This is a genomic window from Halobacterium litoreum (assembly GCF_021233415.1).
Classification (GTDB): Archaea; Halobacteriota; Halobacteria; order Halobacteriales; family Halobacteriaceae; genus Halobacterium; species Halobacterium litoreum.
Genome location: NZ_CP089466.1, coordinates 2,442,848 through 2,454,997 on the forward strand (window position 1 = coordinate 2,442,848; position 12,150 = coordinate 2,454,997).

A 12,150-nucleotide genomic window follows, 5' to 3' on the forward strand; every position below is an offset into this window, starting at 1 on the left:
GGCTACTCGACGGCGACGGTCCGCGTGTCGGTGACCGGGAGCAGGGGGAGGTCAGCGAAGGAGACGGTGACTTCGAACGTGAGTTCGTCGGCGTCCGCACCGAACACGCCGACGGGCGCGGTGACGGCGTCGTCCAGATAGCCCGAGGTCTCGGTCATCTCGACGCCGTTGACGGTGACGCGGACGCCGACGGGCGTGGCGCCGCCGTCGTTGCGCACGGCGACCTCGCACATCTCGTTCTCGCCGACCGCGATTGACTCGGGGAAGTCGCCCCAGTCCACCGAGACGGCGGGCATCCCGGCGGCCTGTCCGAGGACGCTCTCGGCGACGCCCTCGGAGAGGCCGGCGTCCGCGAGGCCGGAGACGCCGGCGTCCCGAACGTCGGCGGGCGTCTCGATGCCCTCGTCGTGGAGTTTGTGCGCGCGCCCCGCCGCCACGCCGTCGAGGGCGGTGAGGCCGACGGCATCCTCGGGGACGCCGGTGTCGATGCGGGCTTCGAGGCGGGCGGCGGCGTTCGCGCCCGCGGGGTCGTCGTACCGGTCGAAGAACGCGCCGAGCGCGGCGAGCAGGCGGAGCGCGTTCTGCTTGATGACCCACGCGTCCGAGCGCAGTTCCGGCGGGACCGAGCCGTCCATGCTCCCGCGGAGGATGGCGTACACCTTCCGCGGGCCGTCGTCCATCTCGTCGCCGGCGTGGCCAAGTACGCGGTCGATGGCGTCGCGCTCGGACTGTCGGGCGCTCACGGAGTCGAACTCGCCGGCGTTCGCGACGGCGCGCAGGATGCCGTCCGCGTCGGCGTCGTCGGTGGCGACCGCCTCGAACTCGCGGGCGGTGTCGAGGCGGAGGTAGTACGTCGAGGCGAGCACCCCCAGCCGAGTCGCGGAGAGGCCGAGGTCGTCGTCGGTCTCCACGAAGCCGTCCTCGACGAGGGCGTCGAGGGTCTCGCGGACGCGCTCCTTGAGGTTCGGGAAGTCGTAGTCGTCGGGCGCGGACTGCGCGCGCCGGTAGTAGAACGTCGTCTCCAGCCACTCCATCACGTCGCCGAGCCCGCGGATGGTGCCCATCGCGATTTCGGCGTTCAGGTGCTCGGCGAGGTTGCCGTCGAGGCGGCTCTCTATCTCCTTGCCCTCCCGGAGCAGTTCGCGGTACTTGTCGGCGTCCGAGGAGTCACAGACGACCCAGCCGTAGCCCACGTCGTCGTAGCCGGGGCGGCCCGCGCGCCCGAGCATCTGGAGCACGTCGAGGGGGCTCATGTCCACCTCGCCTTCGAGGGGGTCGTGGAGTTTGGTGTCCCGGATGACGACACAGCGCGCCGGCAGATTGACGCCCCACGCGAGCGTCGACGTGGAGAACAGGACGCGAATCTTTCCCTCGCGGAACCACTCCTCGACGAGGTTCTTGTCGTGGGTCGAGAGGCCGGCGTGGTGGAACGCCACGCCGTCCAGCACGGACTTCCGCAGGGTCGCGTTGTCCAGTTCCTCGGCGTCGGTGTGGAACTCGTAGTCACCCCGCGACCCGACGGGGATGTCGCGCTCGCCGATTTCGTCCCTGGTCTTCTTCGCCGCCTGCACGGTGTCCTGCCGGGAGGAGACGAACACGAGCGACTGCCCGTCCTCGCGCAAGTGCGGCTCCGCGAGGTCGAGCGCGGTGAACAGCCGTCGGTACTTGTCCGCGAACGGGTTGTCGCCGTGCGTGTACGTCCGCACGCCCGCGTGCAGGTCGACGGGCCGGTACTCGTCGCCGAACTCGAAGGTGGTCTCGGGCGTGGCGTCGAGCCACTCGGCCACGTCGTCGATGTTCGGCATCGTCGCCGACAGCGCCACCACGCGCGGGTCACAGAGCCGGCGCAGGCGCGAGACGACGACTTCGAGCACGCTCCCGCGCTTCTCCGAATCGAGCAGGTGGACCTCGTCGATGACCACGCAGTCCACGTCGGTGACGAACGAATAACGGGGCGAGTCGTGTTTCCGGGTCGCCGAGTCCGCCTTCTCGGGCGTCATCACGAGCACGTCCGCGCGCTCCGCGCGGCGCGGGTTCAGGTCGCGTTCGCCCGTGACGACGTACACCGAGTAGCCCAAATCCTCGAAGCGCTCCCACTCGTCTTCTTTCTCGTTGGTGAGCGCGCGAAGGGGCGCGACGAACAGCGCCGTCCCGCCGGCGTCGAGGGTCTGACAGATGGCGAGTTCCGCGAGTGCGGTCTTCCCGCTCCCGGTCGGCGCGGACGCCACGACGTTGGCGTCCGAGTCCAAGAGCGCGGGCACCGCCTCGCGTTGCATCTCGTTGAACTCGTCGAAGGGAAAGGCCTCGGCGAACTCCGGGACGACCTCGGCGACTTCCATCAGGACGTGGATTGGCCGGGGCGCGGATAGGCGTTTCTAGTCCGCCGCGGCCGTCGACGCGGCGCGCCGGAGCATACCGTCGTCGGTGGAGTGCCAGAAGTAGACGGCGAGGCCGACGGCGGCCGCGACGTTCGACAGCGTCACCGCCCAGAACGCCGCGAGCACCGTGTAGTTGAACACGAACACGCCGAAGGCGGCTATCGGGAGCCGTATCCCCCAGTACTGGACGAGCGTCGCGTACATGCTAACACTCGTTCTGCTCGCGCCGTTGAACCCGGATTCGAGCGTGTAGATGGCGCCGAGCGCCCAGTAGCCGAGCGCGAGAATCTCCAAGTATTCGACGGTGAGGCGGAGGCCGGCGCCGTCGAGTGCGGGCGCGAACGTCTCGGCGATGCGCGCCGGGTAGGCGAGCTGGAGGGCGCCGACGCCGAGGAGCGCGACGACGGCGACGCCGACCGAGAGCCACGTCGCCCGGCGCGCGCGGTCGGGGCGGTCGGCGCCGAGGTTCTGCCCGACGACGGTGGTGGCGGCGTTGGCGAGGCCGCTGGCGGGGACGAACGCGATGGTCGCGAGTTGCGCGCCGACGTTGTACGCGGCGAGCGCGGCGGTCGACCCGGCGATGGAGATGACGGCGACCATGCCGAGGCGGGCCGCCTGTCGACCGGCGTTCTGGAGGCCGACCGGGCCGCCGACGGCCAGAATCTCGCGGAACAGCGACGAGCGGACGCGGAGGTCGCTCCGGGAGACGGCGAACTGGCGGCGGCCGCTGGCGGCGACGGCGACCGCGAGCACGGCGCTGACGGTGACGCCGACGATGCTGGCGACGGCGGCGCCGAACACGCTCCACTCGGGGAACGGCCCCCAGCCGAAGATGAGGAAGGGGTCGAGGACGGCGTTCACGACGATGTTCACCGCGTTCAGCGCGAACGCGGTGCCGGAGTCGCCCCAGCCGACGAAGCCGCCTTCGAGCCCGTCGCTGATGGCTATCGGGACGTACGCGAACATGTACGTCGAGAGGTACGTGACGGCGTACCCGAACACGTCGTCGTCGGCGCCGAGCAGGCCGACGATGTCGGGCGCGACGACCGTGACGAGGGCGGCGAGCACGAACGCGAGGACGGCACCGAGGACGGCGCCGTGGACCGGGAGACGGGTCGCGCGGCCGTGTTCGTCGGCGCCGACGCTCTGTGCGGTGAGAATCTGGGCGCCGGTGTACGACGCCATCACCGGCAGCGAGATGAGCGCGTAGACGGGGACGACGAGGCCGACGGCGGCGACGGCGGCCTCGTTCACGCGCCCGAGCCAGAAGATGTCGACGACGGCGCCGAGGGCGACGACGACCTGCTGGGCGACGAGCGGGGCGGCGAGCACGGCGAGCGCTCGCGACAGTGACCCCTCGGTAATATCCTCTTTCGAAACGTCGAACATTTTTCGAGTTGTCGTTGAATTAATAGTGGTTTTGTCCCTCTTTAACATACGGGGTGTGCGCGCTGTCGGCGGGGGCGAGCGCGACAATCCGCACCGTTTTAGCGGTGGCCGCCGAAGGAGGGGATATGAGCGGTCGGCGCAAGCCGGACTGGCTGAAGATGCGGCCGCCGTCCGGGGAACGGTTCACGGACATCAAGGAGACGCTCCGCGAGAACGACCTCCACACTGTCTGCGAGGAGGCGTCGTGTCCGAACCTCGGGGAGTGTTGGAGCGGCCGGAACGGCCCTGGCACCGCGACGTTCATGCTGATGGGCGACCGGTGCTCACGGGGCTGTAACTTCTGCGACGTGAAGACCGGCGGGATGGAGGCCTTAGACCCCGAGGAGCCCGCGAACGTCGCGGAGTCCGTCGCGGAAATCGGGCTCGACTACGTGGTCCTGACCTCGGTGGACCGCGACGACTTGGACGACCAGGGCGCCGGCCACTTCGCGCAGACGATTCGCGAAATCAAAGACCGCGACCCCGGCATTCTGGTCGAAGTGCTGATTCCGGACTTCCAGGGCGAGGAAGACCTCGTTCGGAAGATCATCGACGCGGACCCCGACGTCATCGCGCACAACGTCGAGACCGTCGAGCGCCGGCAGTTCCCGGTCCGGGACCGCCGCGCCGGCTACGAGCAGTCCCTCCAGGTACTCGACCAGGTGAACCGGGAGTCCGACATCTACACGAAGACGAGTGTGATGCTCGGCGTCGGCGAGTACGACCACGAGGTGTACCAGACCCTCGGCGACCTGCGGGAGGTCGGCGTGGACGTGGTGACACTCGGCCAGTACCTCCAGCCGAGTCGCTCCCACCTCGACGTCGAGGACTACGTCCACCCCCAGAAGTTCGAGACGTGGCGCCGGGTCGCAGAAGAGGAGTTCGACTTCCTCTATTGTGCGTCGGGCCCCATGGTGCGCTCGTCGTACAAGGCCGGCGAACTCTTCGTCGACGCCGTGCTCCGCGAGGGGAAGAGCATCGAGGCAGCGCGGAAGGAAGCGCGACAGCGCAGCGCCTCGGACTGACCGACGGGCGGAGGCGTACTCGGTGAGCGGCGGAGTTAGCCGGCACGTGCCGTCGCGACCGGACGCCCGTCCAACCGAAACCCGTATCGTGCGACGTTTGTTCCGATTCTGGCGAATGAATGGTTCTTTTCTGTCCGTTCGGTCGGTTGTCCGGGCGACTACTGGACGAGAGTTGCGGAATGTGCGCAGACGCTGACTCGTGGGAACGATTGTTACGAAAACCCTATGGTCGCAGGGGTTGACCCTCCGCACATGTCAGGACGGGGGTACCCGTGACTGAGACTGTTCACCGAGCACCCGACGACATGGTTCGGGTACTCGACGAGGACGGCGAGCTCGTAGACGGCGCCGAGGTCCCAGACCTCAGCGACGACGAGCTCGTGGAGATGTATCGACAGATGAAACTCGCTCGCCGCTTCGACGAGCGCGCCGTGAGCCTCCAGCGACAGGGGCGCATCGGCACCTACCCGCCGCTCTCCGGACAGGAGGGCGCACAGATCGGCTCCGCGTTCGCGCTCGCGGAGGACGACTGGATGGTGCCGAGTTACCGCGAGCACGGCGCCGCGCTCGTCCGCGGCCTCCCGCTGAAAGACACCCTCCTGTACTGGATGGGCGACGAGCGCGGGAACAGCGTGCCCGAGGACGCGAACATCTTCACCGTCGCGGTGCCCATCGCGTCCCAGATTCCACACGCCACCGGACTGGCGTGGGCGTCGAAGCTCCGCGACGAGGAGGACAAGGCGTTCCTCTGTTACTTCGGCGACGGCGCCACCAGCGAAGGCGACTTCCACGAGGGCCTGAACTTCGCGGGCGTCTTCGACACGCCGAACGTGTTCTTCTGTAACAACAACCAGTGGGCGATTTCGGTGCCCCGGGAGCGCCAGACGGCGTCCGAGACCATCGCCCAGAAGGCCGAAGCGTACGGCTTCGAGGGCGTGCAGGTCGACGGGATGGACCCGCTGGCCGTCTACAAGGTGACGAAAGACGCCCTGCAGAAGGCGAAGAACCCCGACGACGACGAACTCCGTCCGACGCTCGTCGAGGCGGTGCAGTACCGCTTCGGCGCACACACCACGGCGGACGACCCGTCGGTGTACCGCGACGAGGCGGAAGTCGAGGAGTGGAAGGCGAAGGACCCGCTCCCGCGACTGGAGACGTTCCTGAAGAACACCGACCGACTCGACGACGACGACGTCGAGGCCATCGAGGCCGACATCGAGGACGACGTCGCGGCGGCCATCGAGGCCGCCGAGGAGACGCCGCGGCCGGACCCCGTGGAGATGTTCCAGAACGTCTACGCGGACATGCCACAGCGCCTCGAACAGCAACTCGACTGGTTCGAATCGATTCGAGCGGAACACGGCGACGAGGCACTACTGGAGGACTAATATGAGCGAGAATCTAACGCTGGTGCAGGCGGTACGGGACGGCCTCCGCGACGAGATGGCCGAAGACGACGACGTGCTCGTGATGGGCGAGGACGTCGGGAAGAACGGCGGCGTGTTCCGCGCGACCGAGGGACTCTTCGACGAGTTCGGCGACGAGCGCGTCATCGACACGCCGCTGGCCGAATCGGGAATCATCGGCACCGCGGTCGGGATGGCCGCGTACGGCCTGAAGCCGGTGCCGGAGATTCAGTTCTCCGGGTTCATGTACCCGGGCTTCGACCAGATCGTGAGCCACATGGCCCGCCTCCGCACGCGGAGTCGCGGCCGGTTCACGTGCCCGATGGTGCTGCGAGCGCCGATGGGCGGCGGCATCCGCGCGCCCGAGCACCACTCCGAGTCGAAGGAGGCGTTCTACGTCCACGAGGCCGGCCTGAAGGTCGCGATGCCGTCGACGCCGTACGACGCGAAGGGGATGCTGATTTCGGCGATTCGCGACCCGGACCCGGTCATCTTCCTCGAGCCGAAGAAGATCTACCGCGCGTTCCGCGAGGAGGTCCCCGACGACCCCTACGAGGTCGAACTCGGGGAGGCCGCGGTGCGCCGCGAGGGGTCCGACGTCTCCGTGTTCACGTGGGGTGCGATGACGCGTCCGGCGATGGAGGCGGCGGACAACATCGAGGACATCGACGTGGAGGTCGTGGACCTCCGGAGCCTGAGTCCCATCGACTTCGACACGGTCGTCGAGTCGTTCAAGAAGACGGGTCGAGCGGCCATCGTCCACGAGGCGCCCAACACCTGCGGCGTCGGCGCGGAGATTACCGCGACCCTACAGGAGGAAGCGCTCCTCTACCAGGAGGCACCGATAGAGCGCATCACCGGGTTCGACGTGCCGTTCCCGCTGGCGGCGCTCGAAGACTACTACCTGCCCGAGCCCGAGCGCATCGAGTCGGGCATCCGCGAGGCGTTCGAGTTCTGAGATGGCACGCGAATTCAAACTTCCAGACGTCGGCGAAGGCGTAGCGGAGGGCGAGCTCGTGCGCTGGCTGGTCTCGGAGGGCGACACCGTCTCCGAGGACCAGCCGGTCGCCGAGGTCGAGACGGACAAGGCCCAGGTGGAGGTGCCGGCGCCCGTGAACGGCACGGTCCGGGAACTCCACTGGAGCGAGGGCGACGTGGTGCCGGTCGGCGACGTGTTCGTCACGTTCGACGTGGAGGGCGAAGCCGACGAAGAGCCCGAGACCACGGACGAGAGCGAGACCGAGGCCGACGACGGCGAGTCCGAGTCCGCGACCGAGTCCGCGGGCGGGCGGACGTTCGCGCCGCCGAGCGTGCGCCGACTGGCGCGCGAACTCGGCGTGGACCTCGATTCCGTCGAGGGCACCGGGCCGTCCGGTCGCGTCACCGAGGGCGACGTGCGCGCCGCCGCGGAGGGCCACGCGACCGAACCGCAGGAGGAGCCGCCGGAGGAAGTCCGGGAGGCCGCGGAGCCGGTCGGCGAGCAGGCCGCCGAGCACACCGAGGGCGGCGCGGCGAGCGCCGAGCCCGCCGGTCGAGACAAGACGCTGGCGGCGCCCGCGACGCGCGGTGTCGCTCGCGAACTCGGCGTCGACATCGACGACGTGCCCGCGGTCGAGCAACGCGACGGCGAGGCGTTCGTCACCGCGGAAGCGGTCCAGCAGTACGCCGAGGGCGGGCAGGCCGCGCAGGGCGAGGCCGCTGCGGGCGGCGCGACCCGCGAGTTCGCCGAGGGCGGCGAGACGACCGAGCCGTACCGCGGTATCCGCCGCACCATCGGCGAAGCGATGGCGGAATCGAAGTACACCGCGCCCCACGTCACGCACCACGACACGGCGGTCATCGACGACCTCGTGGACACGCGCTCGAAGTTGAAGGAGCGCGCCGCCGAGCAGGACGTGAAACTGACGTACATGCCGTTCGTGATGAAGGCAGTCGTCGCGGCCCTCGAGGAGTTCCCGGTGTTGAACTCGGAACTCCGCGAGGAAGAAGAGGAAATCGCGCTGAAGCAGGACTACAACATCGGCATCGCGGTGGCGACGGACGCCGGCCTGATGGTCCCCGTCGTGAAACACGTCGACCAGAAGTCGATGCTGGAGATCTCCCAGGAGGTGAACGAACTCGCGGCGAAGGCCCGCGACCGCTCGATTTCGCGCTCGGAGATGCAGGGCGGGACGTTCACCATCACGAACTTCGGCGCCATCGGCGGCGAGTACGCGACGCCCATCATCAACTACCCCGAGACGGCGATTCTCGGGCTGGGCGCCATCGACGAGCGGCCGGTCGCGGAGGACGGCGAGGTGCGGGCGGCGGAGACGCTCCCGCTGTCGCTGTCCATCGACCACCGCGTCATCGACGGCGCGGAGGCCGCGCAGTTCACGAACCGCGTGATGGAGTACCTGACTGACCCCGAACTGCTGTTACTCGAATAATGGTTGTTGGAGACATCTCGACTGGGACGGACGTCGCGGTCGTCGGCGCTGGCCCCGGTGGCTACGTCGCGGCGATTCGCGCTGGACAACTCGGCCTCGACGTGACGCTCGTCGAGAAGGACGCCTACGGCGGCACCTGCCTGAACTACGGCTGCATCCCGTCGAAGGCGATGATTACGGCCTCGGACGTGGCCCACGAGGCGGGCAACGCCGAGGAGATGGGCGTGTACGCCGACCCCGAAGTGGACGTGGCGGAGATGGTCGACTGGAAGGACGGCGTCGTCGACCAACTCACCGGCGGCGTGGAGAAACTCTGCAAGGCCAACGGCGTGAACCTCGTCGAGGGCCGCGCTGAGTTCGCTGGCAACGACAAACTGCGCGTCGTCCACGGCGGCGACGGGCAGGGCTCGGAGACCATCGAGTACGAGCACTGCATCGTCGCGACCGGCTCCCGGGCCATCGAGGTGCCGGGCTTCGAATTCGACAGCGAGCACGTACTCGACTCCCGGGACGCGCTCGCGATGGACGACCTGCCGGAGTCGATGGTCGTCGTCGGCGCGGGCTACATCGGCATGGAGTTGTCGACGGTTCTCGCGAAACTCGGCGTGGACGTGACCGTCGTGGAGATGCTGGACAGCGTCCTCCCGACGTACCCCGACGACCTCGCGAAGCCCGTCAAGGACCGCGCCGAGGAACTCGGCATCGACTTCCACTTCGGCCTCGCGGCCGACTCGTGGGAGGAAGCCGACGACGGCATCGTCGTCACCGCCGAGGACGAGGACGGCGAGACGACGGAGTTCGACACCGACAAGGTGCTCGTCGCCGTGGGTCGCCAGCCCGTCCTGGACACCCTCAACCTCGAGGAAATCGGCCTCGAGCCGAACGACGACGGCCGACTGGAGACCGACCACGAAGCGCGCACCGACGTGGACAACGTCTTCGCCATCGGCGACGTGGCGCCCGGCCCGATGCTCGCGCACAAGGCGAGCAAGGAGGGGCAGGTGGCCGCCGAGGTCATCGCGGGCGAGCCCGCCGCGCTCGACTACATGGCGGTGCCGGCGGCGGTGTTCACCGACCCCGAAATCGCGACGGTCGGCCTCAGCGAGGAGGAGGCCGAGGAGCAGGGCTACGAGCCCGCCGTCGGGAAGTTCCCGTTCAGCGCGAGCGGTCGCGCGCTCACCACGGGCGACCCCGAAGGGTTCGTGCGCGTCGTCGCGGACGAGGAGTCGGGGTTCATCCTCGGCGCCCAAATCGTGGGTCCGGAAGCGAGCGAACTGATAGCCGAACTCGGGCTCGCCGTGGAGATGGGCGCGACCCTCGAAGACGTAGCCTCGACCATCCACACGCACCCGACGCTCTCCGAGGCGACGATGGAGGCCGCCGAGCACGCGCTCGGGCACGCCATCCACACGCTCAATCGGTGACGCCGCTCGGTCGGTAACGCAGGCCTTTTTCCGGTTTTCCGCGACGGTGTCCGTATGACCGATTCCGAGGGCGCGAAGACGATGCTAATCGGCGTCCAGTGTACCCTGCTCGCGCTGTTCGTCCCCGGCTGGCTCCCGGACGCGTTCCCCGTCGTGGTGGCGGCGTTCGGCACCGCGCTCGTCGCCGGCGGGTACGGGCTGCCGTAGGCTGTCACCCCGACGCGCTTTTCCGCCGTCCCGGGGTACGGGGAGGTATGCAGACGGTCACGCTCGGTCCGGCCGGCACGTACTCCCATCGCGCGGCGAGCGCCGTCTCGGACGGCGACATCTCGTTTTCGGAGTCCGTGCGCGGCATCGTCGACGCGGTTGCGGCGGGCGACGCCGACCGCGGCGTCGTCCCCATCGAGAACAGCATCGAGGGGTCGGTGACGGAGACGCTGGACGCGCTCGCGGACACCGACCTCGCGGTCGTCAAGGAGGTCGTCACGCCGATTCGGCACGCCCTGCTCGCGCAGGGGGAATCCTTCGACGCGGTGGCGAGTCACTCGCAGGCGCTCGCGCAGTGCCGGGGCTACCTCGACGAGCACCACCCTGACGCGGAGTTGCGGTCAGTGGCGTCGACGGCCCGCGGCGTCGAGATAGCGCGCGAGGACGCGTCGGTCGCGGCCATCGCGCACCCCGACAACAACGGCGGGAACCTCCGCGTGCTCGCCGAAGACGTACAGGACCGCACGAGCAACGCGACCCGGTTCTTCGTCGTCGCGCCCGCCGCGGAGCGCTCGGAGGCGGGCGGAAAGTCGTCGTTCGTCGTCTACCCGAACGCGAACTACCCCGGTCTCCTGCTCGAACTGCTGGAGCCGTTCGCGGACCGCGACATCAACCTCTCGCGGGTCGAATCCCGGCCGTCCGGGGAGCGCCTCGGCGACTACGTGTTCCACGTGGACGTCGCGGGCGGCCTCTACGAGGAGCGCACGCAGGCCGCCGTCGCGGACGTCGAGGAGATAGCGTCGAACGGCTGGGTGCGCCGCCTCGGCTCCTACGACGTGGAACACGTGACGTAGTGAGACGCGGCGTGCCGGCGGCGTGACGGGGCGTGCCGTGAGGGCACCGTGACCGAGCGTGCGGTGGGAACGGCCGTGGGATTTTCCAGTCACCCAGACGAACGACGAGCCATGTCTCGCGGTACTCCCTTCGACGAGGTGGAGCGACTCCTCGAACGACTGGACGACGCCCGCGACGGCGGCCTCGCGGTGGACGTGGAGGACGCGGGCGACGCCTTCGCGGTGCGCACCGACCTCCCCGGGTTCGAGAAGACGAACATCGACGTGGAGGTACAGGACCGCACCGTCCGCGTCGACGCCGAGCACGAGGCCGACGACGGGGACGCGGACGCCGACTACGTGATTCGGGAGCGCACGAAGCAGTCCGCGAGCCGGAGCGTCACGCTCCCCGAGGCCATCGAGGAAAACGAGGCGTCGGCGACGTTCGCGGACGGCGTGTTGACGGTGACGCTCCCGAAGACGAACGCCGGCGGCGACGCCACGAGCGTCGACGTGGAGTAGTCAGTCGAGAACCGTCGCTGCGACTCGTTCGACCGCGTTCCGCCAGCCGTCGGGCGGGGTATCGCCGCGTTTCGGCGGCGCGACCGGGAGGTCGACGGCGCGGTAGTCGAAGTCGGTCAGCGTCTCGGCGGCGAGACGACCGACGAACGTGGCGTTCTCGCGTTTCGAGGAGACACCGCCGGTTTCGAGCGCGTAGTAGTCGGTGAACGCCTGCACCAGCACGACGGGACGGTCGAAGTCGCCGTCGTCGGCGTACCGCGCGAGTTTCACGGGGTTGTTCGCGGGGTCGGCGCGCCGCACCTCCACTTCCACGAGCACGAGCGGCGCGTCTGTAGCGTCGGGCACGCCGGCCACGTCGACGGGCGTGTTGCGGACGTACCACTCCGTCTGCCAGTCCCGGTCGGGGTCGCGGGCGGCGAGGGCGTCCCGGAGCGCGGCGTGTACGTCGTCGGCGAACTCGCCCACGAGCCGGTTCGTGGACGGGACGGGTGAAAGCAG

General features: G+C 69.0%; 11 protein-coding genes. 8 read left to right on the forward strand and 3 right to left on the reverse strand.

Going from position 1 to position 12,150, the window contains the following annotated elements; genetic code table 11:
• Positions 1-2: 2 nt before the first annotated feature.
• Both LT972_RS13415 and LT972_RS13420 read right to left on the reverse strand, forming a co-directional pair.
• Positions 3-2,339 carry a DEAD/DEAH box helicase gene (locus LT972_RS13415; RefSeq protein WP_232570884.1) on the reverse strand — a complete coding sequence of 779 codons (2,337 nt, stop codon included), beginning with the start codon at positions 2,337-2,339 and terminating at the stop codon, positions 3-5.
• A 36-nt stretch (positions 2,340-2,375) separates the two neighbouring features.
• Positions 2,376-3,767 carry an MATE family efflux transporter gene (locus tag LT972_RS13420; RefSeq protein WP_232570885.1) on the reverse strand — a complete coding sequence of 464 codons (1,392 nt, stop codon included), beginning with the start codon at positions 3,765-3,767 and terminating at the stop codon, positions 2,376-2,378.
• 125 nt (positions 3,768-3,892) lie between these two features.
• On the opposite strand from LT972_RS13420, the gene lipA reads away from it, so the two are divergent.
• The 8 genes from lipA (at position 3,893) to LT972_RS13460 (ending at position 11,652) form a co-directional block, all read left to right on the forward strand.
• Positions 3,893-4,831, forward strand: a complete 939-nt coding sequence (gene lipA, locus LT972_RS13425; protein ID WP_232570886.1) for a lipoyl synthase — start codon at positions 3,893-3,895, stop codon at positions 4,829-4,831.
• Positions 4,832-5,136: 305 nt separating this feature from the next.
• A complete protein-coding gene (gene pdhA / locus LT972_RS13430) occupies positions 5,137-6,219 on the forward strand; it encodes a pyruvate dehydrogenase (acetyl-transferring) E1 component subunit alpha (protein ID WP_232570887.1) in 1,083 nt (360 codons plus the stop codon).
• A 1-nt stretch (position 6,220) separates the two neighbouring features.
• On the forward strand, positions 6,221-7,195 hold the full coding sequence (locus LT972_RS13435) for an alpha-ketoacid dehydrogenase subunit beta (RefSeq protein WP_232570888.1): 975 nt from the start codon (positions 6,221-6,223) through the stop codon (positions 7,193-7,195).
• A gap of 1 nt (position 7,196) precedes the next feature.
• The gene (locus LT972_RS13440) at positions 7,197-8,666 is read left to right on the forward strand and encodes a dihydrolipoamide acetyltransferase family protein (protein WP_232570889.1); all 1,470 of its coding nucleotides are present in this window, start codon (positions 7,197-7,199) and stop codon (positions 8,664-8,666) included.
• A complete protein-coding gene (lpdA, locus tag LT972_RS13445) occupies positions 8,666-10,090 on the forward strand; it encodes a dihydrolipoyl dehydrogenase (protein WP_232570890.1) in 1,425 nt (474 codons plus the stop codon). The genes LT972_RS13440 and lpdA overlap by 1 nt, the downstream gene beginning before the upstream one ends.
• Positions 10,091-10,144: 54 nt before the next feature.
• Positions 10,145-10,297 (forward strand): hypothetical protein, encoded by a 153-nt coding sequence (locus LT972_RS13450; RefSeq protein ID WP_232570891.1) that lies wholly within the window; start codon positions 10,145-10,147, stop codon positions 10,295-10,297.
• 47 nt (positions 10,298-10,344) lie between these two features.
• Positions 10,345-11,151 (forward strand): prephenate dehydratase, encoded by an 807-nt coding sequence (gene pheA / locus LT972_RS13455; RefSeq protein ID WP_232570892.1) that lies wholly within the window; start codon positions 10,345-10,347, stop codon positions 11,149-11,151.
• Between the two features lie 111 nt (positions 11,152-11,262).
• Positions 11,263-11,652 (forward strand): Hsp20/alpha crystallin family protein, encoded by a 390-nt coding sequence (locus tag LT972_RS13460; protein ID WP_232570893.1) that lies wholly within the window; start codon positions 11,263-11,265, stop codon positions 11,650-11,652.
• Here the strand turns inward: LT972_RS13460 and LT972_RS13465 are convergent, their stop codons facing one another.
• Positions 11,653-12,117 (reverse strand): hypothetical protein, encoded by a 465-nt coding sequence (locus tag LT972_RS13465; RefSeq protein ID WP_232570894.1) that lies wholly within the window; start codon positions 12,115-12,117, stop codon positions 11,653-11,655.
• Positions 12,118-12,150: the final 33 nt, after the last annotated feature.

Coding starts and splice junctions, on each gene's coding strand:
- LT972_RS13415 (WP_232570884.1), bottom strand. CDS start 2,339: ATGGAAGTCGCCGAGGTCGTCCCGGAGTTCGCCGAGGCCTTTCCCTTC.
- LT972_RS13420 (WP_232570885.1), bottom strand. CDS start 3,767: ATGTTCGACGTTTCGAAAGAGGATATTACCGAGGGGTCACTGTCGCGA.
- lipA (WP_232570886.1), top strand. CDS start 3,893: ATGAGCGGTCGGCGCAAGCCGGACTGGCTGAAGATGCGGCCGCCGTCC.
- pdhA (WP_232570887.1), top strand. CDS start 5,137: ATGGTTCGGGTACTCGACGAGGACGGCGAGCTCGTAGACGGCGCCGAG.
- LT972_RS13435 (WP_232570888.1), top strand. CDS start 6,221: ATGAGCGAGAATCTAACGCTGGTGCAGGCGGTACGGGACGGCCTCCGC.
- LT972_RS13440 (WP_232570889.1), top strand. CDS start 7,197: ATGGCACGCGAATTCAAACTTCCAGACGTCGGCGAAGGCGTAGCGGAG.
- lpdA (WP_232570890.1), top strand. CDS start 8,666: ATGGTTGTTGGAGACATCTCGACTGGGACGGACGTCGCGGTCGTCGGC.
- LT972_RS13450 (WP_232570891.1), top strand. CDS start 10,145: ATGACCGATTCCGAGGGCGCGAAGACGATGCTAATCGGCGTCCAGTGT.
- pheA (WP_232570892.1), top strand. CDS start 10,345: ATGCAGACGGTCACGCTCGGTCCGGCCGGCACGTACTCCCATCGCGCG.
- LT972_RS13460 (WP_232570893.1), top strand. CDS start 11,263: ATGTCTCGCGGTACTCCCTTCGACGAGGTGGAGCGACTCCTCGAACGA.